This is a genomic window from Hungatella hathewayi WAL-18680 (assembly GCF_000235505.1).
In the GTDB taxonomy this organism is placed as follows: domain Bacteria; phylum Bacillota; class Clostridia; order Lachnospirales; family Lachnospiraceae; genus Hungatella_A; species Hungatella_A hathewayi_A.
Genome location: NZ_JH379028.1, coordinates 812,410 through 836,710 on the forward strand (window position 1 = coordinate 812,410; position 24,301 = coordinate 836,710).

Genomic DNA, 24,301 nt, shown 5'->3' on the forward strand with positions numbered 1-24,301 from the left:
CACCCACCGCACCGCAAAAATCACCAGCAGGATGCCGGCCACCAGTCCGGTTGGAATCCGTTTCCGGCCCAGCAGGGATTTGTCCGTAAGTACCTGGACCGCCTCCCCGTAGATGTGGGCCCACATTTCCTCCGTGACGTTAAATGTGAAAACCATGTCCCCGCCCCTGTCAAGGATGGGACGCCTGTCTATGTTTTCCTCCGACGGGCAGCTGTTTTCCAGCAGCCAGAGAAAGGCATCCACCTCGCCGGGACCGGTGAAAGCGCGTTTGGGGATTCCGATGTAGCTGGTGATGTTTTTGGCGTTCCGGACTCCAATCATGAGAACCAGGCGCCCATTTTTAATCTCCGTGTAGTTCCTGCACGGGAAACGGCCATTGCCTTCCAGGCCCGTATACAGATAGCCCTGTTCCAGGCGGATTCTCTGGGGCTTTAAAAGACCGGAATGGATATAATGCCGGTAGTTAGCCACAAACATGACCAGGAAATACGCCGCCACAAACAGGATGACGAACCAGCCAAGCCACGTGATGACAAACCTTCTGGTCAATATCAGTTGAAAGAACGTGCCAAGAAGTCCATAGGCAGCCAGAACCAGAATGACCGTCAGGATAACCTTCTGCCTGACAAATGCCTCTGTCTGGGCCCGGATACACATCTCAGCCAGCTCCCGTTTATTCATTTGATAATCAATCTGCATGGCATCGTCCGCTCTCATACGCCTCCCCCTTCCCTTTCTGTCATTGTACCACATTTTTTTCTGTCCGTGTTGTAAAAAACGCCTTCCGGCAGTGTATTGGCCGGAAGGCGTTTTATGTATGAAACATTAATCTTCGTAAACAATTTTCGGCGCCTTGCGCATGGCGATTCTCCATGTGGTTCCGGTTCCGATGTTGTAGGCTTTGGCAAAGCTGCCCTGATTGATGGCAACGGCCATGCAGTCCAGACTATTCACATATACCAGCGGCTCGCCCACGTATACATCCGCGAAGCTCTTGGCATACATGAGAATGTTCTTGTACAAGGTTCTCGTTTCATTCTCAATGCTGATTTCCACACGCTGTCCGTGGCTGACGCCCAGCTGTAAGAACAGCTCTCTGCTGATGTTGGTCCACAGGCTGCCGAATCTCACATCCAGCACGTCAATGGTACCGCTCACCTTCTCGCCGTCGTACACCGCTTCCACCACAGGAAGCTCAATCACGCTGTCCACGTCCACCACAGGTCCCACCTGCTCAAAGGTGATGATTCCTGCTGCCAGTCTTGCCCCTGTGTAGGCGTAAATGTCTCTGCCATGGAAGGTATAGCTCTCTCCCGAGTTTGGCAGGCGGTTCACGCTCTCGTCAATCACCCGGGCGCTCTTAATTCCGCACATCCGCTTCACATGGGTCAGTGTTCCGTTATCCGGTGTCACGATGAACTGTCCCGTCACAGTCTCAGCCACCACACTTCTCCTGGTGGAGCCAACCCCCGGGTCCACAACGCTGACAAACACAGAGCCCTCCGGCCAGTACTTCACCGTCTGAATCAACCGGTAAGACGCCTCCCAGATATTATACTGGGGAATCTCATGGGTCAAATCCGTAATGGTGAGTTCCGGAGAAACCCCATAAGCCACGCCATACATCGCACACACAGCTCCATCAACAGTTCCAAAATCCGTTTGAATAATTAATGGTTTACTCATATCGTATTACCTCTTCGGCTAAGGGAGTTGTTTAGAAACCCTTGCAATTTTAAGTATAAGAGGAAATGGGAGCGGTGTCAAGATTTCCATATTTTTTTAATTCGGGGTCTTCATCCAGCCCATGACTCTGGGGGAAAATACTGAGATTATCTATGATATTTCTAAATGCTTTTGCCAACTTCAATGCAGTTTCCGGCGCTTTTAATTCGATGGCAATATAATCCGTTAGATTGGTCATATCATCCTGCGCGAACGGCAAAATGATTACCTCGTATCTACCTATTGGTATATCTTTGTTCCAATTCATCAAAAAATTCGCTATACTCCTTTCCCTTGCCAGTCGCTATATCGCGGTAACTCTCTAATACCATCTCACGTACCTGCGCCTGATTGTCATCCATTTGTATTTGATTATTAGTAATTTGCATGAAACTCATTGATATCACCTCTTTCTTTTTTTATCTATTTCCAGTATACTAAAAAATATGAATCTTTACAAGAATTTATTATTTTATGGGGCTTATTCCAAACCTCTATGGACGAACAGCCCGCCATGCCTTATAATAAAAAGAAAATACGTACAAAGGAGATTACTTATGCCATACTGTCCGAAATGTGATATGGAATTTATAGATGGGATTACGACCTGTTCTGACTGCGGGGGAGAATTGGTGGAATCGAAGGAAGCTGCTATGGAATTGAAGAAGCAGGAAGAGGAAGCCCGCCGGGAGCAGATGCTGAAAGAGATGGCGATGGCAGAAAAGAACCAGATAAACCCTGACGATTTCTTTGCCAATGATGGTCTAATATTGAACGAGGTCGACGGAGATACGGAAGGGAACACCGAAGCGAATGTCCCCGAAAGCCCCATCGCCCCAGCCCGGATTTATGTAAACAAAGAGCAGAAATATGAAGATTTGAAGTCCTCAGCGTCCGCCTTCCTTATCGTCGGCGTCATTTTGCTGGCGGCGGCGGTGGTATGCTGGAGCGGCATCATTTCCCTGCCGTTGAACGACGTGTCAAAAATTATTGTGCAGTCGGTTATCACTATCATGGGCATCCTGTCCATCTTCGTGGCCGGAAGCAGTTCCAAATCCGCCAAGACCCTGGCTCCCCAGATTGAAGATGAGAACAAGGCCACCCAGGAGTTAATCCAGTGGTTCCAGGACAGCTACACCGGAGAGCAGATAGACAACGCCATCGAGGGCGCCGAAGACTTAACCCCGGAAGAGCTGAGCCTGAAACGTTTCCAGCTCATCCAGGACTATCTGATAACCAGCCACGACTTACCGGACCAGGCTTATGTGGATGCGCTGAGTGAAGAAATTTATGGGAAATTGTATGAATAACGATTGGAAATGAGTAAGGAACGGCTCCGCCAGCAGTGGCAGGGCCGTTCCTATTAAAAACTAAGTTAATACTTCTTTTTTGAACAATTCTGACTCATCTAATGTCATAGATATAGGCTTTAACATATCAGTCATATCATGCTGCTTCCCTATATTTGTCACATCAAGTCGATTGACGCTCTCACCAATCCAGCCGAATTCACTATTTAATTCATCCATCAAATCATAAATATCAGCCGTAGACAGTTTCTCATTCGATATGTAACCAGAACCCTGGCGATGAGAAAATCCATGCTGACCCAAAAAATGCCTTAAATCATCATATGCTTTCCGGTAATTCATTCCCGAATACAACACCTCTAATTGATGGGTTCTCAAATCAAAATTGATTGCTTTATAATAAGTTCTCTCCAATAGCTATCCCTTCGTCATACTCTTCTTTGGTAACGCGACAACAAATCTTCCTCGTTAAACTCCTCCGGGTCATCCGATTCATCACTATCATACAAACGCCATTCCGTCACATTCTCCATAAACCAGGATTGTTTTTTTAATGTGTTCACGATGCGTCCAAAACTTCCATAATCTTTGACATTGCCGTTATCACGATATACCAGTGATTCTGCCCCGTTTTCCATACATATTAATCCCAGGTTTAAAAACATCTTATTAAGAATGTCATATATACCGTTAAGATTGAATCTCTGTTCTATATTAATCTTGTTACTATCCATGCGAATTAACATCTTCATCATATACAGCTTCCTCCCGCTTTACACCGGGCGCTTGGGGATGAACTCCAGCTTGAGAAACATATCCATCCCTTCCGCCAGCCGCTTTAAAAGCCCCAGCGTCGGATTCCCATTGCCATTCTCCAGCTTGCTGATATCCGCCTGGTCAATGCCGGTTCGCTCCGCCAGTTCCTTCTGTGTCATGTTCCTGGACTTCCTGGCATCGATAATCGCCTGGATGATGTCAAACTCCGGCTCCAGAGCTTCGTATTCTTTCTTAATCTCCGGGTCTTTTAATTTGCGTTCTAGCAGTTTATCAAAATCATCTCTCATCGCTCTTTCCCTCCTGTCAGCTCCATCGCTTTTTATACTCTTTTCTATACTTTCTTGCAAGTTCTATCTCCTGTTTTGGGGTTTTGTCCGTCTTTTTTATAAACCCATTGGTGAAAATAATCCTCTGCCCTTCCATAAAAAAATACAGCACCCGGGATATGTCAGTTCCATGTTTGGCACGCAGTTCAAAAATCCCTCTTCCCAATGATTTCGTGTAGGGTTCCCGCAGTTCCAGCCCATTCCGCTTCAGCAGTTCCATCGTTCGGAGTACCTTCGCCTGCATCTTGGGTTCCAGTGTATCTATAAATTCCTCCACCGGACTTTCCCCATTGTCTTTGTGAAATAAAACCACTTCAAATTCTTTCATTCGTATTTCTTATCCTCCTTCATTATATGGGATTTATTCCATATTGTCAATAGTTCTTTTATAAAACTTATTAATATTCAAACATACACAGGCTCCTCCTCTCTGCTTTTTTACGTGAACTGGGTTCTCTGACTGAATCTGTCAGACCGGCCAATGGCCGAAGAACAATGCCGCAAAAGACCTTTGCGGAAACAAATACAGTTTATCATATAGACAGGCACAATGCAATAAGTAGTTTTCTCCCCCACAGCTTGTAACCTTTTTGGGACTTCCATCATAAGATATCATGTAATAACAAACAAAAGAAAAAACAGTTGTTACCGGATTTCATCTTGATACTTCCTCCAAATATATCATAGATGTTTTTAGCCATAAGTGTCGAAACTTCAAAAGGACGAAACCACGCCGGGTTTCGTCCTTTTTATTTTACGTTTCACTTTGTAGTTTATTTCACAATCAGGGAAGTTCCTGTCATCTCTTTTGGCTGCTCTAATCCCATCAGTTCGATGAGGGTCGGGGCGATATCCGCCAGACAGCCGCCTTCTCTCAACTTGTAGGACGGGTCCGCATTTACCAGGATGAACGGTACCGGGTTGGTGGTGTGGGCGGTGAATGGCTCGCCTGTCTGGTAGTCCACCAGCTGCTCCGCATTGCCGTGGTCGGCACAGATGAACATCACGCCGTCCACTTCCTTAATAGCGTCAACCGCTCTTCCCACGCAGGCGTCCACGGTCTCAATCGCCTTGATGGCCGCGTCCTCCACGCCGGTATGACCAACCATATCCGGGTTGGCGAAGTTGATGATAATCACGTCATATTTGTCAGACTTGATGGCCTCCACCAGCTTGTCGCAGACTGCCGGCGCGCTCATCTCCGGTTTCAAATCGTAGGTTGCCACTTCCTTCGGTGACGGAACCAGCACCCGGTCCTCGCCCTCGTTTGGCTCCTCGATGCCGCCGTTGAAGAAGAAGGTCACATGCGCATACTTCTCTGTCTCGGCAATTCTCGCCTGGGTCTTGCCGTGGGCAGCCAGGAACTCGCCGAAAGTATTGGTGATAGACTGTTTGCGGAAGGCCACCAGCTTGTTGCCAATCGTCTCATCATAATCGGTGAAGCACACATAGACAACGTCCAGTCTCTTCTCTCTCTCAAATCCGTCAAACGCGTCATCACAGAACGCACGGGTAATCTCTCTCGCGCGGTCCGGACGGAAATTATAGAAAATGATGGAGTCATGATCCTTAATCGTTCCCACCGGTTTGCCGTCTTCCACTACCACAGTCGGCATCACAAACTCATCATTCTTGCCATCGTCATAGGAATTCTGAATGGCGCCGGTTGCGCTGTCAGCCGTATTGCCCTCGCCCTTTGTCATGGCGTCATAGGCAAATTTCACACGGTCCCAGTTCTTGTCACGGTCCATAGCATAGTAACGTCCCATCACCGTCGCCACCTTGCCAACGCCGATTTCCACCATCTTCTCTTCCAGCTGCGCCACGAAATCCTTGCCGGATGCCGGCGGTGTGTCACGGCCGTCCAGGAAGCAGTGTACGTAAACCTTGTCAAGCCCATGTCTCTTCGCCAGCTCTAACAGGCCATAGATATGGGTGTTGTGGCTGTGCACACCGCCGTCGGACACCAGACCGAACAGATGCAGAGCCGAGTCATGTTTCTTGCAGTTCTCCACCGCCTCCAGAAATTCCGGAACCTGGAAGAAATCTCCGTCCTGGATGGATTTGGTGATTCTGGTCAGCTCCTGGTAGACAATGCGCCCCGCGCCCATATTCAGATGTCCCACCTCAGAGTTACCCATCTGGCCGTCCGGAAGGCCTACCGCCATCCCGCTGGCATTCCCCTTCACAAACGGACACTGGCTCATCAGCTGGTCCATAATCGGAGTTTTTCCTTCACAGACTGCGTTGTGGTCGCAGTTATCATTCAAGCCATAACCATCAAGTATCATTAAAACAACTGGTTTCTTACTCATGATTGTTCTCCTCTTCTCATCTATATTCTATTTCTTATAGCTTTGCCTTATTTCACACTACATTGTACATGATTTTGAAAATTCTTGCAACCGATGAGTGATAAATTTTTGTCATTCAAAAAAGGAATTCCTGAAAATGAAGCCGCCAGCCAGAGATATTCTTTTCTCCGGCCGGCGGCCCATAGATATCACACCCATATCAAATTATGCAAAAAATGAAATCACAAGCGCCACAACAAATCCTGACGTTCCCACCAGCGTCTCCATCACCGTCCAGCTCTTCAACGTCGTTTTCTCGTCTATCTGGAGCAGCGACTTCACCAGCCAGAAACCGGAATCGTTGAAATGACTCATCACGGTTGCGCCGCCGGCGATGGCCGCGGTGACGCAGGCCAGATGAAGCGGGGACAGGGAGGCAATCTCAGGCATGGCGGCGATAATGCCGGCGCCCATGGTCATCGCCACCGTAGCGGAGCCAACAGACATGCGGACGAGAGCCGCTACCACAAAGGCCACTACCACTAACGGAAGCGCGCTTCCGGCCACCGCATTGCCGATGACCTCACCAAGACCGGAATCCTGAAGCACGTAGCGTAGCACGCCGCCGCAGGCCGTCACCAGCAGAATCATACCAGTGGGCTCCAGAGATTTTGTCATCACCTTCTCAAGCTCTTCCCTGCTGTACCCGTGCTTGATACCCAGGACAATCATGGCCGCCAGAGTCGCGATAGTCAGCGCAATAAATGGCTCCCCGATAAACGCCAGCACCGGCTGGACTCCCGCCATAGCTGGAACCACTTTGGAGATAGTGCTCAAAATAATCAGAACCAGCGGAATCAGGATAATGCTGACCACAGTCAAAAATCCCGGCAGCTTGGTCTCATCGCATTCCTCCATCTCCTGCACACTCTTTGGAACCGGCACATAGATTTTGCTGCCGATAAACTTACCGAACATCGGTCCCGCCACAATCATAGCCACAGTTCCTGCCAGCAGACCGACGATAATCACGTATCCCAGCTCCACGCCCAGCATGTTGGCCACCAGTATCGGCCCCGGTGTCGGAGGGATAAATGCATGGCCTACCGCCAGTCCGGCCAACAGCGGGATGGCATAGCAGAGTGTGGATTTCTTCGTCTTCTTCGCCAGGCTGAATGCCAGCGGAATCAGGATAATCAGTCCGGCGTCAAAGAATACCGGCATGGCGATAACCAGTCCCGTGATTCCCAGCGCCCAGGCCGCCTTGCTCTCGCCAAACTTGTCAACCAGGGTGGTGGCGATCCGCTGTGCGCCGCCGGATATCTCCAAAATGGCGCCGAACATGGACCCCAGTCCAACCAGCAGGGCAATCCCCTTCAATGTGTTTCCCATACCGGTTCCAACGGATTCCAGAATAGCAGAATACGGCATTCCGGCCATCAGGCCGATAGCCACGGCACTGATTAAAATAGCCAGTATGGCCTGTAATTTCACTCCGATAATCAATACCAGTAAGATCACCAGACCTACCAGTGCCGCAATAATGAGTCTCTCCGGACTTGCAGTTGCTCCCATAACTTTCATTCCCTCCAAAAATATGATATTGTTAAATATTTAACGTTTCCCTTTCCCAAACCTACTCCATGTATCCGCCCTTCATCGGCGATACGGCGTGCTCGGAGAAGATTTTGAGCACCCCTGAGGTGTATTTTCTCGGCTTCGGCTGCCATGCCTGGCGGCGTTTCTCCAATTCCTTCTCCACCTCTTCCGGCGTCATTTCCACGCCGTGGATTCCGATAATTCTGAGAATCCGCTCCGGGATATCAATCTCGATGATATCGCCTTCCTCCACCAGCGCGATGGGACCTCCGTCCGCCGCCTCCGGCGATACATGGCCGATGGCGGGGCCTTTGGATGCCCCGGAGAACCGGCCGTCCGTGATGAGGGCGATACTCTTCGCCAGCTCCTCATCGGAGGAAATAGCCTCGGTGGTGTAGAACATTTCCGGCATGCCGCTTCCTCTCGGACCCTCATAGCGGATAAATACCGCGTCGCCCGGTTTTATCTTCTTGGTGAGAACGGCCTCGATGGCGTCCTCCTCACAGTCAAAGGGTCTGGCTTTCAGGATGGCCCTGTGCATTTCCTTCGGTACGGCCGTGTGCTTCACCACAGCCCCCTCCGGCGCCAGATTTCCTCTCAGGATTGCGATGGTTCCGTCTGTCCCGATCGGCTCGTCAAAGGTGCGGATAATGTCGGTCCGTTTTCTTCCCACCTTCTCCAGGTAGGCGTCACATTTTTCATAAAATCCGTTGTGCTTCAGCTCCTCCAGGTTTTCGCCCAGGGTCTTGCCCGTGACGGTCATCACATCCAGATGAAGCATGCTCTTGATTTCTTCCATGATTCTCGGAACGCCGCCTGCGTAGTAGAAATACTGTGCCGGCCATTTCCCCGCCGGGCGGATGTCCAGCAGATAGTGGGCTCCACGGTGCATTCTGTCAAATGCGTCCGCATCCAGCTCAAAGCCAAACTCGTGGGCGATGGCCGGAATATGTAACAGGGAGTTGGAGGAGCCGGAGATCGCCGCGTGAACCATGATGGCATTCTCAAAGGATTTCATGGTCACGATATCGCTGGCCTTCAATCCCTTTTTGGCCAGCTCCACCGCCTGGACACCGGCTTTGTAGGCAACCTCCTTCAAATCCTCGCAGGTGGCTGGCATCAGTGCGCTTCCCGGAAGCATCAGTCCCAGGGCTTCCGCCATGACCTGCATGGTGGAGGCGGTTCCCATGAAGGAGCAGGCGCCGCAGGATGGACAGGCGTTGTGTTTATAGTAAGTCAGTTTTTCTTCCGAGATTTCTCCCCGCTGGCACATGGCGCTGTACATGCCAATCTGCTCCAGGGTCAGCAAATCCGGGCCGGCATCCATGACACCGCCGGTCACCACAATGGAGGGGATTCCCAGTCTTCCGATTGCCATCAGATGGGCCGGCACCGCTTTGTCACAGCTGGCAACGAAAACGCCAGCGTCGAAGGTGGTGGCATTGGCGTGAATCTCTATCATGTTGGCAATGGTGTCGCGGGACGCCAGGGAGTAGTTGATTCCGTCGTGCCCCTGGGCCATGCCGTCGCAGATATCGGTCGCAAAATATCTGGCGCCTTTTCCGCCATGCTCGTAGATGCCGCGGACCGCTTCCTCCACAAACCCCATCAGATGAGCGCTGCCCGGGTGGCTGTCACCGAAGGTGCTCTCCACCATAATCTGCGGTTTCTCCAAATCTTCCACCTTCCAGCCCATTCCCATGCGCAGCGGGTCCATCTCCGGCGCAATGGCACGTACTTCCTGACTCTTTAAACTCATATCCTGTTCCTCCTTTATGATTTCCGACGCTTCAAATACATAAGACGTATGATGTCTTTCTTGTATTTAAATTAACACATCAGACGTGCAGTGTCAATATAATGTTTATTTTTCGTTGTTATGCTTAGTTTTTGCGAATTTAATTGTGCATATTTCACATGATTTTATTTAAAATACATCATATGTCACCTTGAATAAAATGGAAACAAAAAAGAAACCGTGGCTTTCTCACGATTTCCTTTTCTTCTATTACGATTATTTTTTATTTATTCCCCGTAGTCATCTGCTGTCTTTTTTAATTCTGCTCATAAATCTTTTGAATCGCACGCCTGTTATACAGCAAATGCATATTCATGGAACATTTTGCGCCGTCTCCATCGCCTCTTGCAATGGCCTCCGCAATCTCCCGGTGGGTCTCTATGGTCTCCTGCCTCAGCTTGCCGTTGGTGATATCCACAAACACGGCGATGGACGAATTGATCACCGGCACCAGCTTCTCAACGACTACATTTCCACTGCAGGACGCTATCATTCTGTGGAAGACAATGTCCTCCTCCATATGGTTCAGTCCCTGGCGGATCATCTCCTCCACCTTATCACACTGACGAAGCAGCGCCTCCACCTGCTCCTTCGTGGCATGCTCCGCCGCCATTCTCGCAATCTCCGGCTCCAGCATCAGGCGGACATTCAGCAAATCCATGGCCAGGTTTGTCTTGTCCTTCACAAAGGTCAGACCCAGCGGGTCCTCCACCATTCCCTTCTGCTCCGACACAAAGGTCCCGGCTCCCCTTCTGATTTCCACAATATTCCTTGACACCAGTATCTTAATCGCCTCACGGACGGTACTTCGCCCTACGCCGATACGCTCCGCCAATTCGAACTCATTTGGCAGCTTCGCCCCGGCTTCCATCTCATTTTCCACAATATAATTGACAATATGGTCCGCCACCTGCTCCGCCAGCGGCTTTCCATTGTATAATTCAAATGTCTGTTCCCTGTCCATCTCACCCACCTCAAATGTCTCCTCCAATGCCATATTGGCATAAGGGTTGTCGTTACATTCTTATATCTGGTATTCTGCATACAGTGTCTCCAAATATTCCGGATTAGCCGCCGCCTTCACAATCTCATCCTGCCTGCCGTCCCCAGCCAGTTTTAAAATCAACTGGCTGTAACGCTCCGTACCTTTCTGTTCGCCCTTCTGCTCCCCGTTTTTCTCACCATTTTGAAAACACCACTGGCGCAAGGTAGCCTCATCCGAAGCCTTCATCTCCTCCTTCAAATACTGCCACCGAAGCCCACTGTCCGCGTTGATCTTCTCAATCTCCTCATACACTTCCCGCATCGCTTCATTCTGTTCTGACATAGTCTTAAGCACCTCCCAGTCCTTTGCAGATATCATCTTTGCCCACTGGTAAACATCGGTCTGACGCTCCACCTCCGATGCATGTTCTAATTGGCTTAAGTATACCACACGCAGACTCAACTTGTCACTATACAGCCGGCCGTTTTTGCGATTACGCAATTCAATCACAGAGTAAAGCCCATCCGTTTCCGTTAAACTGAAACCAAGTATACTGATATGAATACAAGTCTCCAACGCGGAATAATTCTCCCCCTTCTTAAAATTTTCCGTAAACATTTTACTCAAATAAAATAAGGAACGCTCTTCCCAAAAGGGATATACATTTACCTGCATTTCCACATTAATTCTCGTATCATTATTCAAATGTACCTTTACGTCCAAAATCCCTTCCCGGTCTTCTGCATAATCTCCATGCAGATAAGTGTCCGGAAATTCCAGTGCTTTTATCTTATCCAACGGAATATCCAGCAATGCGCTGAGCAGTCCGGCCAACGCCTTTTTATTGCGGAAGGCCTTCTTAAATGCAAAATCATTGGTTAGCCTGATATTCAGTCTGGTATCACTTTCCGCAATTTCTCTCAAACGTTTCAAACGCTCCTGATTCCATTTATCACTCTGCCAGACTTCTCTCTCCTCCATTTCCCGTACTTCTACTCTCTTTTTCTCCATTCGTAAATAATCTCCTTTGCTTTCTTTTTCTGTTCCGCCTTGTTCCGATATCATTGGGTTTTCCTGGAAGATACTTCCAAGAGATGCGCCTGACACATACAGACACTTCAGATTTGCTGATATATCAGCATTGAAAAACCAGAATGGGTTTGAATACAGTATAACACATGTTTCAGATTCTACAAGTAAAAATTTCATGGTTTCGTTATTTTCCAATCCATAGTATAATAGGCCATATGGACCTGACTGGCCAGATCATGTCAGTTTATCGGTCTGTCGGCAAATTTTAACGAAAGTGTAAGGGGAAGACTATGGATTACAGAACGTATTTAAAACACTATCCGGACAAGGACGGGCGGTTTGGGCCCTACGGCGGCGCTTATCTGACGGAGGAACTGAAACCGGCATTCGAGGAGATTAATGAGGCATACCAGACGATCTGCCACTCCTCCCAATTTATCAATGAGCTGAGGAGAATCCGCAAGGAATTTCAGGGGCGGCCGACGCCGGTTTATCACTGCGAGCGGCTCTCGAGAGAGATTGGCAACTGCCAGATTTACTTGAAGCGGGAGGATTTGAACCATACCGGCGCCCACAAGCTGAACCACTGCATGGGCGAGGGGCTGCTGGCCAAATTTATGGGGAAGAAGCGTCTGATTGCCGAGACGGGCGCCGGACAGCACGGCGTGGCGCTGGCGACGGCGGCGGCATTTTTCGGATTGGAATGTGAGATTCATATGGGAGAGGTGGATATCGCCAAACAGGCTCCCAATGTGACCCGGATGAAGATTCTCGGCGCCAAGGTGGTGCCGGTCAGCCATGGACTGAAGACGTTAAAAGAGGCGGTGGACTCCGCATTTGAGTCCTATGCAAAGAATTATAAGGATTCCATCTACTGCATCGGCTCCGCTCTGGGGCCCCATCCGTTCCCACTCATGGTGCGTGACTTCCAGTCGGTTGTGGGCTACGAGGCCAGAGACCAGTTTATGGAAATGACGGGTATGATGCCGGATGTGGTGACAGCCTGTGTAGGCGGCGGCAGCAACTCCATCGGCATGTTTATCCCATTTCTGGATGACCCAGTGGACATTGTGGGCGTGGAACCCCTCGGCCGCGGGGAGAAACTGGGCGACCATGCCGCTTCCATGAAATACGGGGAGAAGGGTGTGATGCACGGGTTTGAGAGCATCATGTTAAAAGATGCGGACGGGGAACCGGCTCCTGTCTACTCCATCGCCAGCGGTCTGGACTATCCGTCCGTAGGCCCGGAGCACGCCTTCCTTCACGATTTGGGCAGAGTCCAGTATGAGACCGTGGACGACGAGCAGGCAATGGAAGCCTTCTTCAAGCTGTCACGCCTGGAAGGCATCATCCCGGCCATCGAAAGTTCCCACGCTGTGGCCTATGCTATGCGCAAGGCGAAAGAGATGAAGCAGGGCTCCATTCTGGTGTGCCTGAGTGGACGTGGGGATAAGGATATTGATTATGTGGTAGAACATTACGGTTATGGGGAGCAGTTCCTGTAATTACAAGATCGGTCAAGATAAAAAACGCTGCTGTCGTTTGCCTGGACAGCGGCGTTTTTCGTGTTATTTTCTCTTCAGTTCCAGCATGGCAGCATAATGTTTCACCGTAAATTCCTCCGGTGCTATCCGCTCCAGCATGGCTCTATGCTCCCGCTCCCACTGCTCCACTTCCTCCGGCGGCAAGGATGCTTCCACGCCGCGGCAGGATTTCATTCTTCCGTTCCATGTCTCCCTGGTAAATGGCACCTCAATCTCATACTCCTCATGATACACCGATTCGAAGGTTTCGTAGACACAGGGCGGTACGTGAATTGGATGTATGGTTTCCCCGGCTCCCGACCAGTTGGGGCTGTATTTCAATACCAGCTTTTCACTTTCCCCGGCGATGTCATCTTCATAAGGCAGCCAGGCCATATATAACAGCAGCAACCTTCCATCCGGCTTCAGCATGCGGGCCAGCTTGGGCATCACCCTTTCGTGGTCAAAATACCAGAAGCACTGACAGGCGGTAATGACGTCAAAGGTTCCATCCGGATAATCCACATCCTCCGTGGCTGCCACCAGGTACTCCGTCTCCTGTCCCAGTTCTCCGGCCAGCTTCTTTGCCTGCTCAATCTGATTTTCTGAAATATCCGTTCCCACCCAGTCTGCCCCATAGGCATACATATTCCGTGGAAGCACCCCTGTGCCGGTTCCCAAATCCAGAACCTTCTGTCCTTTCACGCACAGATTTCTCTCCACAATTTTCTCATAAAACACCTTCGGATAAATGTCCCTGTATTTCGCATACCCCGCCGAGGTCCTCCCCCAGTCAAATGCCTTCCCGGAATCAATGTTCTGATTCTTAATTTCCATCCGCTTTCCCTCCTCTCATGTCATCCATTATAACAAATACTCCGCACCGAGTACACCACATTCCCAAACTCCGACAGCGGAACCATCTCGCCCTCCCCATGTAACGGGTCCATGCAGTAATACTCCCCGCCCCGGGCCTCCACAAGCATCACCCAGTGGTTTGCGCCGCTTCGCGGCATGCGAACCTTCACGATAGGAAAATGCCCGTCATTCAGCATCCTCTCAATCTCAGCCCCATCTGCCTTCGAAGGCGTCAGCACCGTCCACTCCGTCAGATATTCCCTCAGCGGATTCCACAACACATTGGCCCTGTCATCATACACCTGGTTCTCCGAAAGCTCTCGATTCAGTTCCCCCGGCGTCATCCGATACCCGGCCTCCACCGCCCCCTTCTGCATCTCCATCGAAGCCGCCAGACAAGTCACCAGGCACCCGGACCCTCCAAGCGTATCCGCCGCCGTCCCCATCCGCTCGCTCTTCCACTCCTCATCATTCTGCCGATAATAAACCGGATTCCCACACACCCACTCCGTCCCCGGCGCAATCTCAATCCCCGCCACCGGCCCTCTCCGAAGCGCCCAAAACGCCCCGATGGCAATCACACAGGCAGCAGTAAGAACAATAATTGCAATAAATATTCTATTTTTATCTTTTAAAATGTTTTTAATTGTCATTATTTCTCCCAGAAAAAACAACCCATAATAAACAGAGCGGCCTTCCGGCCGCTCCATCTCTCAAATCACCAAATCTTATTTATTATAATTCACGATCCCGCCAAAATCAGGTTTCAGGGAAGCTCCTCCAACCAGTCCGCCGTCGATATCTGCCTGGGCAAATAACTCTGGTGCGCTGGATGCGGATACGGAGCCGCCGTACTGGATGCGGATGGCGGCTGCTGTGGCTTCGTCGTAAATCTCGCCGATGCATACGCGGATCGCAGCGCATACTTCCTGTGCCTGCTCGGTGGTGGCTACTTTGCCGGTGCCGATGGCCCAGATTGGCTCGTAAGCGATGACAGCGGTCTTGGCCTGGTCTGCGGTTACATTTAAGAAGGCAATCTTAATCTGCTGGCGAATCCAGTCGATGGTGATGCCCTGCTCTCTCTGGGTTAAGGACTCTCCACAGCAGATGATTGGTGTCAGACCATGCTCAAATGCCTTCAGAACCTTCTTATTCACGGTCTCATCTGTCTCCGCAAAGTACTCACGTCTCTCAGAGTGACCGATAATCACATATTTCACACCAGCATCCACCAGCATGTTCGGGGAAATCTCGCCTGTGAAAGCGCCTTTCTCCTCATAGTACATATTCTCAGCGCCGATATTGATGTTGGTGCCCTTGGCCGCCTCCATAGCCGGAATAATATCAATCGCCGGCACGCAGAATACCACGTCAACCTCGTCATTTACTACCAGCGGTTTCAACTCATTCACCAGCGCAACTGCCTCCGTTGGGGTCATGTTCATCTTCCAGTTGCCTGCAATAATTTTCTTTCTTGCCATTGTTCTTACCTCTCCTGTTCTTATTTATAACACGCCAAAACCGGCATGCCGCCATACATCAAAGAAGCAGGGCATTATAAGTAATGCCCTGTCTCTTAAGTTTCTCTGCAATCTGTCAATTAGCGGTTGTCCGCAGCTGCCACACCTGGAAGCTCCTTGCCCTCTAAGAATTCCAGAGAAGCGCCGCCGCCTGTGGAGATGTGGGTCATCTTGTCCGCAAAGCCCAGTCTCTTCACCGCGTTCACGGAATCGCCGCCGCCGATAACGGTAGTCGCATCCTTTAATTCTGCCACTGCACGGCATACTTCCAGAGTCCCCTCAGCAAAGTTGGAGAACTCAAACACGCCCATCGGTCCGTTCCATACCACGGTCTTAGCGCCCTCCAGAGCCTTCTTGTAAAGCTCGATGGTCTTCGGTCCAATATCAAATCCGGACCAGCCTGCATCAATGGTCTCCACAACCTTGTGCTCGGTATCATTGGAGAATTCCTTGCCCTCTACATGGTCAACCGGAAGTAACAGCTTCACGCCCTTGGCCTCCGCCTTCTTCACCATCTCCAGCGCATAGTCCAGTTTGTCCTCCTCACATAAGGAGTTACCAATCTCCTGTCCCTGTGCCTTTGCAAATGTATAAGCCATACCACCACCGATAATCAGGGTGTCTACCTTATCTAACAGGTTGTTAATCACGTTAATCTTGTCGGAAACCTTGGCGCCGCCCAGGATCGCCACGAACGGACGAACCGGATTCTCCACAGCCTCACCCAGGAACTTAATCTCTTTCTCCATCAAGTATCCCACAACGTTCTCTTTGGTATATTTGGTCACACCAACGTTGGAGCAGTGCGCTCTGTGGGCCGTACCAAACGCATCGTTGACAAACACACCGTTGTCACACAGCGCTGCCAGCTCTTTTGCGTAATCTTCCGCCTTCTCATCCTTGCCGTACTTAGTCTCTTCCACTCTATAACGGGTGTTCTCAAGCAGCAGAACCTCGCCGTCCTTCAGCTCGGCAGCCAGCTTCTGTGTCTCCGCTCCGGTTACAACCGGGTCAGATACGAACTTCACTTCCACGCCAAGTCTCTCGCTCAGTGCAGGAGCAACAGGAGCTAAAGACATCTCCGGCAGCGGCTCGCCCTTCGGTTTGCCCAAATGGGAGCAGAGAATCACCTTTGCACCCTGGTCTAATAATTTCTTAATGGTAGGAATCGCACCGTCAATACGGTTGTAGTTCTGAATCACGCCCTCTTTTAACGGCACGTTAAAATCACAGCGAACCAGCACTTTCTTTCCCTGTAAATCTTTTAAATCATCAACTGTTTTCTTGTTAAGCATGTGAATATGCTCCTTTCGATATCCTGATTTTATAGTAATGCTCCGTAACTGCATACACTGCCGCAATCACTTTGTATACAGTGTACTTATGTTAAAATAAGGGCCCGGTCCTTCCAGACCGGACCCTCTTGGATCTTAATCAATCATAATGCCATTGTAAACTTAGCCTAATTCAGCGAAGTACTTGATTGTACGAACCATCTGGCTTGTGTAGGAGTTCTCGTTGTCATACCAGGAAACAACCTGTACCTGATAAGTATCTTCATCCAGTTTGGAAACCATGGTCTGGGTTGCATCAAACAGAGAACCGAACTTCATACCGATTACGTCGGAAGATACGATAGGATCTTCTGTGTAACCGTAGGACTCGGAAGCTGCTGCTTTCATTGCTGCGTTGATACCCTCTTTTGTCACATCTTTGCCCTTAACAACTGCAATTAAGATAGTGGTGGAACCTGTCGGAACCGGAACACGCTGAGCGGAACCGATTAACTTGCCGTTTAATTCCGGAATAACCAGACCGATTGCTTTTGCAGCACCGGTAGAGTTCGGAACGATGTTAGCCGCGCCTGCTCTTGCTCTTCTCAAATCGCCTTTTCTGTGCGGTCCGTCAAGAATCATCTGATCGCCTGTGTAAGCGTGGATGGTGCTCATGATACCGGACTGAATCTCAGCATATTTATTTAAGGTGTTAGCCATAGGAGCTAAGCAGTTTGTGGTACAGGAAGCTGCGGAAATGATGGTGTCATCTTTGGTTAAAACACTCTCATTAACGCTGTATACGATAGTAGGTAAGTCGTTGCCAGCCGGTGCGGAGATAACTACTTTCTTAGCGCCTGCATCGATATGAGCCTGTGCTTTGTCTTTGGAGCAGTAGAAACCTGTACACTCCAGAACAACGTCTACACCAAGCTCGCCCCATGGAAGGTCAGCAGCCTTTGGCTCTTTGTAGATGGTGATCTTCTTGCCATCAACAGTAATGGAATCCTCTCCAGCCTCTACGGTATGAAGGCCCTCGCCCATACGTCCGGCATATCCGCCCTGAGCGGTATCATATTTTAATAAGTGAGCCAACATTTTAGGGTCGGTTAAATCGTTGATTGCTACTACATCATAACCCTCTGCACCAAACATCTGTCTGAATGCGAGACGACCGATACGTCCGAAACCATTAATTGCTACTTTTACTGCCATGTCTTCATTCCTCCTAAGAAAAAATTCATTTGATTGTTAAATTATAATCAACCTACATTTCATTTTACCTAATTCTGCTAAAAATAGCAAGTCTTTTTTAATAGGTTGTTTACATTTCATTCTTAATATATCCCGCCAGGTTGTAGGCGTGGTCTGAGATTCTCTCCAGATTGCTGATAATATCCAGGAAAATGACCCCCGAAGACGGATTGCATTTCCCGGAAGAAAGCCGTTCGATATGCTTTTCCCGAAGCTCCTCCTCCAGGTTGTCCACCTCATCCTCGTACTGGCTCACCTTGCGGACCACATCCATATTGCCGGTATTGCGGGCTTCGATGGCTGCCTCAAAGGACTTGAGCACCGTGCCTCCGATGGCTTCCAAATCCTCCACGCCGGTGTCGGAAAATGCCAGCTTCCGCTCCGCCAAGTAGGACGCCGACTCCGCCAGGTTCTCCGCATGATCCCCCACGCGCTCAATATCGCTGACGCTGTAAAACAAATCGTTGACCACCAGCTTCTGATGCTCCGTCAGGGAGAGATTGTCGATCTTGATCAGATATTCCGTCAGCATCTTTTCCATATTATTGATGGTTTTCTCTACTTTATACACGGATTCAATCTCATCTAAGTTTCCGGTGATGATGGCGTTGATGGCGCGGTTCACATTTTCCAGGGTAATCTGCCCCATATGTACCACCTCCAGAGCCGCCGTCTCCACGGCAAATGCAGGAGATTCGAAGATTCTCTCGTCCAGATGCTTGAGGGTCGCCGCCTCCTCGTCATCCTCCACAACCTCTGCGCTCTCCTCTTTCTCCTTCACCAGAACGCCGGACAATTTCACCAGCTGCTTCGCAAACGGGAAGAGTAACGCCGTATTAGTCAAGTTGAACACCGTGTGGAAAACGGATATTTCCACCGCGTTGATATTGCTCACCGCCACATCCGGCCGCAGCAAAAACAGCACAAATCCCAGCACGCCGAACAGTATCGCGCCGATGATATTGAAGCACAGATGCATCACCGCCGCCCGTTTCGCCGTCCGGGAGCCGCCCATACTGGAGAGCATGGCCGTCACGCAGGAGCCGATATTCTGCCCTAACGTGATATAGATGGCGGCGTTGGTCGTCACCACCCCGTTCATAGCCAGTGTCTGTAAAATGCCGACGGAAGCCGAGGAGCTTTGCAGCAGCGCCGTCACCAGCGCGCCAATCACCATGCCCAGCAGCGGGTTGCCGCCCAGCACCTGGAAAGCCTTTGCAAAAATAGGGGCATCCGTATAGGGGGAAATGGAGCTGGACATAAATTCCAGACCGATAAACAGCAGTCCCAGGCCCACTAAAATCTCGCCAATCGTGTGCTGTTTCTGTTTCTTGGAAAACAGAATCATCATGGCTCCGATGCCAATCAGAAGCGGTGCGTAAAAAACAGGTTTCATCACTTCCATGGCGCTGCCAAGCTGGCTTAGGGATACAATCCATGCGGTGATGGTTGTACCGATGTTGGCGCCCATGATCACTCCGACCGCCTGTGTCAGATTCAGAATTCCCGCGCTGACGAAGCCGACCACCATGACCGTGGTGGCGCCGCTGCTCTGGATAATCGCCGTAATCAGCGCTCCTAAGCAGACCGCCATAAACCGGTTGTTGGTAAGCATACCCAGAAACTGGCTCATCCTGCTGCCCGCTGTCTTCTGCATACCGTCCGCCATGGTGTTCATCCCGTACAGGAACATTCCCAATCCGCCCACAAAACCAAATAAACTTGAAACATCACTGACTGACATGATTTCCTCCTAATATTCCCCGATTCCACATCGGGGACTTTCCTATAATACCCCATTGTATTATTTCGTATTTTATTGTCTCATCTCATTTTGCCGCATACGGCTTTATGATAACATAGACCCCCAATCGTTTTCAATGGTTTTTAAAAATTAAGTTAAGATTGGGTAAAATCCACGAAAAATTGCCTGTTCCATGGAAAACCGTGGGAAATGCACTGGTCATTTATACGGCTTTCCTATATAATAATACGCATAAAAGACCCACACAAAGGAGAACATCCCATGATATCTGATTTTCATGTACATACCAATTTTTCCGGCGACTCCTCCACCCCAGCCAGAGCACAGATTGCCCAGGCCATCCATCTCTCCATGCCGTCGCTGTGCATCACGGACCATCACGACTATGATGTCCATTCCGGGGACATTGATTTCAATTTAAATCTGGAGGAATATCTTCCGGCCATGGAGCTGCTGCAGCAAGAATATGCCCCGGAGATTCAACTGCTCACCGGCATGGAGCTGGGACTCCAGCCCCATCTGGGTGATTACTTTGATAAACTTTTAACGAAATATTCCTTTGATTTTATCATCGGCTCCACCCATTTCGTCAACGGGCTTGACCCCTACTATCCCCAGTTTTTCGACGGGCGGGAGGAAGCCAGGGCCTATGAGGAATACTTTGAAGTCCTGCTTCAGAATGTGAAAACCCTGGACCAGTTTGACGTGGTGGGCCATATTGATTATATTGTGCGTTACGGCCCCAGCAAAAACCGTTTCTACCGGTATGAGACCTATGAGGACTTATTGGAGGAGCTGCTGAAGACCATCATTTCCAAGGGAAAGGGCATCGAGTGCAACACTGCCGGCTTCCGAAAGGGGTTAAAACAGCCCAACCCCCACCCGGATATCCTGCGGCGCTACCGGGAGCTTGGAGGAGAGATTGTAACCGTGGGCTCCGACGCCCATGTCCCTGGCGATCTGGGGGCGGATTTTGAGCTGGCGCGCCAGGTTCTGCTGACCTGCGGCTACCGCTATTATGCCACCTACGAGAAGAGAAAACCTGTATTCCACCGCTTATCATAAGGAGAATACCCATGTCTGAAAATATTTTCTTAAGCCTGGCCCTCAATGTGGGGCTGCTGGTCCTCATTGCCACGCTGCTGACCAAGATTCCGGTGGTCCGGGGGCTGCTGTTAGATGAGAGCAACTCTGTCTGGAGCCGGATCGCCCTGGCCGTCATCTTTGGCTGTGTCAGCATTCTCTCCACCTACACCGGGGTGGGAGTCAACGGCGCCATCGTCAACACCCGCGTCATCGGCGTCATCGCCGCGGGACTGCTGGGCGGGCCTTACGTGGGAATCGGCGCCGCCGTCATTGCGGGAGCCCACCGGTATCTGTTTGATATCGGCGGCTTCACCGCGGTGTCCTGCGCCATGTCCACCTTTGTGGAGGGTATGCTGGGGGCCATTTTCGCCCGTTATTTCCGGCGCGGGAAATGGGACAACACCAGCATTTTCCTGCTGACCGCCGTGGCGGAGCTGTGCCAGATGCTTATCATTCTGGTTGTAGCCAGGCCCTATTCCGAGGCACTGGCTCTCGTGAAAATCATCGCCTGGCCTATGATTATGCTCAATGCCTTCGGTATGGTGGCCTTTATCGGCACCTTCAACATCGTGTTTGTGGAGGAGGATAATGAATCCGCCGGGAAGATGCGGCTGGCCTTCCAGATTGTGGAGCAGTGCCTTCCCCACCTAAAACGTGGACTGCAGAACCGGGAGGATATGGACGCCGCCACCCGCATTATCTTTGATTCCATCAAATGCTCCTGCGTGATGATGACGGACACCCGGCAGATTCTGGCCCGGCAGAGCCAGCCAAAGGAAGCGGCCCTGTTTCAGCTGACGGAGCTTCCCGCGACGGCCCTGGAGGCCATGGAGACCCGCCGGGCGGCCTTCTGCTCCTCCGACGACAAAAATGATTCACTGTACCCGATTTTGAAAAACCATGTGATTATCGCCGCCCCGCTCATCGAGATGGAGCAGCCGGTGGGCGCTCTGCTGCTGTTTGTGAAGAAGCAGTGGCACTCTCCCGCCTCCAACATTTCCTTTGCGGACGACCTGGCCAAGCTGTTCTCCACCCAGCTGGAGCTGTCTGATTTGGAATACCAGAAGCGGCTGAGGAAGAAGGCGGAATTTCAGGCACTGCAGTCCCAGGTGAACCCGCATTTTCTCTACAATGCCTTAAATACCATCGCAAGCGTCTGCCGGGAAAATCCTGACAGGGCCAGGGAGCTTCTGCTGGTTCTGGCCGACTACTACCGCCAGACCCTGGAAAATAAACGGTTTATGCTGAATCTCCACACGGAGCTCTACCATGTGAAGAATTATCTGGAGCTTGAGAAGGCCCGGTTTGAGGAGAAGCTGCAGATTGAGATACTGGTTCCGGAGGACCTGCACTGTATGGTTCCCTCCTTTATCCTCCAGCCGCTGGTGGAGAACGCCATCCGCTACGGAGCCGACAAGCAGGGCATCCGCTATGTCCGGATTCAGGCCGTCCCGGAGGGAAATGTCATCCGCATCCACGTGATTGACAACGGCCAGGGTATCCGGGAGGAGGTTCTCCGGCGGCTCTATTCCGGCTCGGAGCAGGAGCATTCCTACGGGCTGACGAATGTTCACAAACGGCTGATGAGCATTTACGGGGAGCAGGGGGGACTGGATATCAAGACATCCTCCACAGGCACCGATATCTCGTTCTGTGTACTGCCGGAGGATGGCACCGAGTCGTCTATGGAAAATGGAAAGGAGGGGTAACCTATGCATATTGCTGTTGTAGATGATGAGCGGCCTGCCCGCAGTGAGTTAAAGCACCAGATTCTGTCGGTTCTGCCGGACGCGGATATCATGGAGGCGGACAGCGGGGTCTCCGCCCTGGAGCTGTTTGCGTCCAACACCTTTGATATCCTGTTTCTGGACATCAACTTAAATGACATGGAGGGGACGACTCTGGCCACCGCGGCGTCCCGGATGATGCCGGACGCCAAAATTATCTTCGCCACCGCCTACTCGGATTACGCTGTGAAGGCGTTTGAGCTGGGAGTTTACAACTATATTTTGAAGCCCTTTGACCCGGAGCGGCTGAAAACGGTGCTGGAAAAATGCGTGGCCGAGATGGACAAAAACACTTCCGCGAAAACGCTGGCCAACCGGATTGCCGTCAATACCAACCGGAAAACCATTTTCCTGGATGTAGAAAAAATCGCCTATATCGAGACGTCGGGGAGAAGCTGTGTCATTCACAGCCAGAAGGGGGATTATGTGGAGAACGTGCTGCTGGGGGAGTATGAGAAGAAGCTGGCTCCCTACGGATTTTTCCGCATTCACAAGAGTTATCTGATCAATCCACTGGCCGTCTCGGAACTGTTTCCCTGGGCCAGCAACAGTCTGGCGCTCCGGATGCAGGGATTTGAAAATGATATCCTTCCGGTTGCCAGGGATAAGGTGAAGGCGCTGCGGCAGGTTTTGAATCTTGTCTGATGTTTTCCTCCTGTTTTCGTGATTCCTTTCATGCACAAACTTTTACAGTTTGTGCATTCTTTATGTCATTTCATACAATAAATATTTTCATTTGTGCAGTTTTTCGTATAATAGGCATAAAGAGAGGGGTTACTGACAACGAACAACAAGGAGGGGTATTTGTATGATTAGTTTCTTTTTATGTATTTTGTTACTGATTGGTGGATTTTTCGTGTATGGTAAGTTCACGGAGAAAGTGTTTGGACCGGACGACAGGGCGACTCCTGCCACGGCGATGGAGGACGGCACCGATTATGTTCCCATGGGGACCGCACGCATTTTCCTGATTCAGCTGTTGAATATCGCCGGGCTTGGTCCTATCTTCGGCGCGCTGGCCGGAGCTGCCTGGGGACCTTCGGTGTTTCTGTGGATTACCTTCGGTACTCTGCTGGGCGGCGGCGTTCACGACTACATGGTGGGCATGATGTCCATGCGCCACAAGGGGGCCAGCGTATCTGAGTTGACCGGTATGTACCTGGGCGACGGGATGAAACAGGTCATGCGTGTGTTCTCCGTGGTGCTGCTGGTGCTGGTCGGCGTTACCTTCTCTACCGGACCGGCTAACCTGCTGGCTATGCTGACACCCCACGTGCTGGATGCCAAGTTCTGGCTGGCTGTGGTTCTGATTTACTACTTTATTGCAACCTTTGTTCCTATTGACAAGGTGATTGGCAAGATATATCCCATCTTTGGCCTCTGCCTGA

General features: G+C 50.6%; 24 protein-coding genes. 6 read left to right on the forward strand and 18 right to left on the reverse strand.

What is annotated here, in order from left to right:
- From HMPREF9473_RS27835 to HMPREF9473_RS19490, 3 genes are all read right to left on the reverse strand, one after another.
- A partial coding sequence (locus HMPREF9473_RS27835) for a hypothetical protein (protein ID WP_006781923.1) occupies positions 1-717 on the reverse strand: 717 nt, incomplete at its 3' end.
- A 108-nt stretch (positions 718-825) separates the two neighbouring features.
- Positions 826-1,686: an SAM hydrolase/SAM-dependent halogenase family protein gene (locus tag HMPREF9473_RS19485; protein WP_006781924.1), complete on the reverse strand. Its 861-nt coding sequence runs from the start codon at positions 1,684-1,686 to the stop codon at positions 826-828.
- 49 nt (positions 1,687-1,735) lie between these two features.
- A complete protein-coding gene (locus HMPREF9473_RS19490) occupies positions 1,736-1,993 on the reverse strand; it encodes a hypothetical protein (protein ID WP_138669646.1) in 258 nt (85 codons plus the stop codon).
- Positions 1,994-2,282: 289 nt separating this feature from the next.
- On the opposite strand from HMPREF9473_RS19490, the gene HMPREF9473_RS19495 reads away from it, so the two are divergent.
- Positions 2,283-3,035 (forward strand): hypothetical protein, encoded by a 753-nt coding sequence (locus HMPREF9473_RS19495; protein ID WP_006781927.1) that lies wholly within the window; start codon positions 2,283-2,285, stop codon positions 3,033-3,035.
- Positions 3,036-3,095: 60 nt separating this feature from the next.
- Here HMPREF9473_RS19495 and vapD read toward each other — a convergent pair whose 3' ends face one another.
- From vapD to HMPREF9473_RS19540, 9 genes are all read right to left on the reverse strand, one after another.
- Entirely contained in the window at positions 3,096-3,449 is a 354-nt protein-coding gene (gene vapD, locus HMPREF9473_RS19500) for a VapD family protein (protein ID WP_006781928.1), read from the reverse strand.
- Between the two features lie 14 nt (positions 3,450-3,463).
- Positions 3,464-3,790: a hypothetical protein gene (locus HMPREF9473_RS19505; protein WP_006781929.1), complete on the reverse strand. Its 327-nt coding sequence runs from the start codon at positions 3,788-3,790 to the stop codon at positions 3,464-3,466.
- Between the two features lie 18 nt (positions 3,791-3,808).
- A complete protein-coding gene (locus tag HMPREF9473_RS19510; protein ID WP_006781930.1) occupies positions 3,809-4,099 on the reverse strand; it encodes a helix-turn-helix domain-containing protein in 291 nt (96 codons plus the stop codon).
- A gap of 16 nt (positions 4,100-4,115) precedes the next feature.
- Positions 4,116-4,466 (reverse strand): type II toxin-antitoxin system RelE/ParE family toxin, encoded by a 351-nt coding sequence (locus HMPREF9473_RS19515; RefSeq protein ID WP_006781931.1) that lies wholly within the window; start codon positions 4,464-4,466, stop codon positions 4,116-4,118.
- 445 nt (positions 4,467-4,911) lie between these two features.
- On the reverse strand, positions 4,912-6,453 hold the full coding sequence (gene gpmI / locus HMPREF9473_RS19520) for a 2,3-bisphosphoglycerate-independent phosphoglycerate mutase (RefSeq protein WP_006781932.1): 1,542 nt from the start codon (positions 6,451-6,453) through the stop codon (positions 4,912-4,914).
- Between the two features lie 204 nt (positions 6,454-6,657).
- The gene (locus tag HMPREF9473_RS19525; protein WP_006781933.1) at positions 6,658-8,007 is read right to left on the reverse strand and encodes a GntP family permease; all 1,350 of its coding nucleotides are present in this window, start codon (positions 8,005-8,007) and stop codon (positions 6,658-6,660) included.
- A 61-nt stretch (positions 8,008-8,068) separates the two neighbouring features.
- Positions 8,069-9,790, reverse strand: coding sequence for a dihydroxy-acid dehydratase (gene ilvD / locus HMPREF9473_RS19530; protein ID WP_006781934.1), 1,722 nt, complete (start codon positions 9,788-9,790; stop codon positions 8,069-8,071).
- 295 nt (positions 9,791-10,085) lie between these two features.
- Complete coding sequence (locus tag HMPREF9473_RS19535) at positions 10,086-10,826, reverse strand: FadR/GntR family transcriptional regulator (protein WP_006781935.1); 741 nt, start codon at positions 10,824-10,826, stop codon at positions 10,086-10,088.
- Between the two features lie 27 nt (positions 10,827-10,853).
- Positions 10,854-11,825: an Rpn family recombination-promoting nuclease/putative transposase gene (locus tag HMPREF9473_RS19540; RefSeq protein WP_006781936.1), complete on the reverse strand. Its 972-nt coding sequence runs from the start codon at positions 11,823-11,825 to the stop codon at positions 10,854-10,856.
- Positions 11,826-12,136: 311 nt separating this feature from the next.
- On the opposite strand from HMPREF9473_RS19540, the gene trpB reads away from it, so the two are divergent.
- The gene (trpB, locus tag HMPREF9473_RS19545) at positions 12,137-13,351 is read left to right on the forward strand and encodes a tryptophan synthase subunit beta (RefSeq protein WP_006781937.1); all 1,215 of its coding nucleotides are present in this window, start codon (positions 12,137-12,139) and stop codon (positions 13,349-13,351) included.
- A 63-nt stretch (positions 13,352-13,414) separates the two neighbouring features.
- Here trpB and HMPREF9473_RS19550 read toward each other — a convergent pair whose 3' ends face one another.
- The 6 genes from HMPREF9473_RS19550 to HMPREF9473_RS19575 all read right to left on the reverse strand — a co-directional run bounded on the left by HMPREF9473_RS19550 (position 13,415) and on the right by HMPREF9473_RS19575 (position 20,019).
- Positions 13,415-14,206 (reverse strand): class I SAM-dependent methyltransferase, encoded by a 792-nt coding sequence (locus HMPREF9473_RS19550; protein ID WP_006781938.1) that lies wholly within the window; start codon positions 14,204-14,206, stop codon positions 13,415-13,417.
- 20 nt (positions 14,207-14,226) lie between these two features.
- Positions 14,227-14,880, reverse strand: a complete 654-nt coding sequence (locus tag HMPREF9473_RS19555) for a hypothetical protein (protein ID WP_006781939.1) — start codon at positions 14,878-14,880, stop codon at positions 14,227-14,229.
- Between the two features lie 75 nt (positions 14,881-14,955).
- The gene (gene tpiA, locus HMPREF9473_RS19560) at positions 14,956-15,708 is read right to left on the reverse strand and encodes a triose-phosphate isomerase (protein ID WP_006781940.1); all 753 of its coding nucleotides are present in this window, start codon (positions 15,706-15,708) and stop codon (positions 14,956-14,958) included.
- 119 nt (positions 15,709-15,827) lie between these two features.
- Positions 15,828-17,042: a phosphoglycerate kinase gene (locus HMPREF9473_RS19565; RefSeq protein WP_006781941.1), complete on the reverse strand. Its 1,215-nt coding sequence runs from the start codon at positions 17,040-17,042 to the stop codon at positions 15,828-15,830.
- A 162-nt stretch (positions 17,043-17,204) separates the two neighbouring features.
- A complete protein-coding gene (gap, locus tag HMPREF9473_RS19570; RefSeq protein WP_006781942.1) occupies positions 17,205-18,236 on the reverse strand; it encodes a type I glyceraldehyde-3-phosphate dehydrogenase in 1,032 nt (343 codons plus the stop codon).
- Between the two features lie 109 nt (positions 18,237-18,345).
- The gene (locus HMPREF9473_RS19575; RefSeq protein WP_006781943.1) at positions 18,346-20,019 is read right to left on the reverse strand and encodes a Na/Pi cotransporter family protein; all 1,674 of its coding nucleotides are present in this window, start codon (positions 20,017-20,019) and stop codon (positions 18,346-18,348) included.
- A gap of 282 nt (positions 20,020-20,301) precedes the next feature.
- Here HMPREF9473_RS19575 and HMPREF9473_RS19580 point away from each other — a divergent pair, with 282 nt between their 5' ends.
- The 4 genes from HMPREF9473_RS19580 to HMPREF9473_RS28260 form a co-directional block, all read left to right on the forward strand.
- Positions 20,302-21,105 (forward strand): histidinol-phosphatase HisJ family protein, encoded by an 804-nt coding sequence (locus HMPREF9473_RS19580; protein WP_006781944.1) that lies wholly within the window; start codon positions 20,302-20,304, stop codon positions 21,103-21,105.
- A gap of 11 nt (positions 21,106-21,116) precedes the next feature.
- Positions 21,117-22,835, forward strand: a complete 1,719-nt coding sequence (locus HMPREF9473_RS19585) for a LytS/YhcK type 5TM receptor domain-containing protein (protein WP_006781945.1) — start codon at positions 21,117-21,119, stop codon at positions 22,833-22,835.
- A gap of 3 nt (positions 22,836-22,838) precedes the next feature.
- Positions 22,839-23,558 carry a LytR/AlgR family response regulator transcription factor gene (locus HMPREF9473_RS19590; protein WP_006781946.1) on the forward strand — a complete coding sequence of 240 codons (720 nt, stop codon included), beginning with the start codon at positions 22,839-22,841 and terminating at the stop codon, positions 23,556-23,558.
- Between the two features lie 163 nt (positions 23,559-23,721).
- On the forward strand, positions 23,722-24,301 hold a 580-nt coding region (locus HMPREF9473_RS28260; protein ID WP_006781947.1), incomplete at its 3' end, for a carbon starvation CstA family protein.

Excerpts from the sequence above, each read along its gene's own strand:
- HMPREF9473_RS19505 (WP_006781929.1), bottom strand. The coding sequence starts at position 3,790 with ATGATGAAGATGTTAATTCGCATGGATAGTAACAAGATTAATATAGAA.
- HMPREF9473_RS19495 (WP_006781927.1), top strand. The coding sequence starts at position 2,283 with ATGCCATACTGTCCGAAATGTGATATGGAATTTATAGATGGGATTACG.
- HMPREF9473_RS19535 (WP_006781935.1), bottom strand. The coding sequence starts at position 10,826 with ATGGCATTGGAGGAGACATTTGAGGTGGGTGAGATGGACAGGGAACAG.
- HMPREF9473_RS19585 (WP_006781945.1), top strand. The coding sequence starts at position 21,117 with ATGTCTGAAAATATTTTCTTAAGCCTGGCCCTCAATGTGGGGCTGCTG.
- trpB (WP_006781937.1), top strand. The coding sequence starts at position 12,137 with ATGGATTACAGAACGTATTTAAAACACTATCCGGACAAGGACGGGCGG.
- HMPREF9473_RS19565 (WP_006781941.1), bottom strand. The coding sequence starts at position 17,042 with ATGCTTAACAAGAAAACAGTTGATGATTTAAAAGATTTACAGGGAAAG.
- HMPREF9473_RS19550 (WP_006781938.1), bottom strand. The coding sequence starts at position 14,206 with ATGGAAATTAAGAATCAGAACATTGATTCCGGGAAGGCATTTGACTGG.
- HMPREF9473_RS19485 (WP_006781924.1), bottom strand. The coding sequence starts at position 1,686 with ATGAGTAAACCATTAATTATTCAAACGGATTTTGGAACTGTTGATGGA.
- HMPREF9473_RS19540 (WP_006781936.1), bottom strand. The coding sequence starts at position 11,825 with ATGGAGAAAAAGAGAGTAGAAGTACGGGAAATGGAGGAGAGAGAAGTC.
- HMPREF9473_RS19555 (WP_006781939.1), bottom strand. The coding sequence starts at position 14,880 with ATGACAATTAAAAACATTTTAAAAGATAAAAATAGAATATTTATTGCA.
- HMPREF9473_RS19590 (WP_006781946.1), top strand. The coding sequence starts at position 22,839 with ATGCATATTGCTGTTGTAGATGATGAGCGGCCTGCCCGCAGTGAGTTA.
- HMPREF9473_RS19515 (WP_006781931.1), bottom strand. The coding sequence starts at position 4,466 with ATGAAAGAATTTGAAGTGGTTTTATTTCACAAAGACAATGGGGAAAGT.
- HMPREF9473_RS19510 (WP_006781930.1), bottom strand. The coding sequence starts at position 4,099 with ATGAGAGATGATTTTGATAAACTGCTAGAACGCAAATTAAAAGACCCG.
- ilvD (WP_006781934.1), bottom strand. The coding sequence starts at position 9,790 with ATGAGTTTAAAGAGTCAGGAAGTACGTGCCATTGCGCCGGAGATGGAC.
- HMPREF9473_RS19490 (WP_138669646.1), bottom strand. The coding sequence starts at position 1,993 with ATGAATTGGAACAAAGATATACCAATAGGTAGATACGAGGTAATCATT.
- tpiA (WP_006781940.1), bottom strand. The coding sequence starts at position 15,708 with ATGGCAAGAAAGAAAATTATTGCAGGCAACTGGAAGATGAACATGACC.
- HMPREF9473_RS19580 (WP_006781944.1), top strand. The coding sequence starts at position 20,302 with ATGATATCTGATTTTCATGTACATACCAATTTTTCCGGCGACTCCTCC.
- gpmI (WP_006781932.1), bottom strand. The coding sequence starts at position 6,453 with ATGAGTAAGAAACCAGTTGTTTTAATGATACTTGATGGTTATGGCTTG.
- HMPREF9473_RS19525 (WP_006781933.1), bottom strand. The coding sequence starts at position 8,007 with ATGGGAGCAACTGCAAGTCCGGAGAGACTCATTATTGCGGCACTGGTA.
- gap (WP_006781942.1), bottom strand. The coding sequence starts at position 18,236 with ATGGCAGTAAAAGTAGCAATTAATGGTTTCGGACGTATCGGTCGTCTC.
- HMPREF9473_RS19575 (WP_006781943.1), bottom strand. The coding sequence starts at position 20,019 with ATGTCAGTCAGTGATGTTTCAAGTTTATTTGGTTTTGTGGGCGGATTG.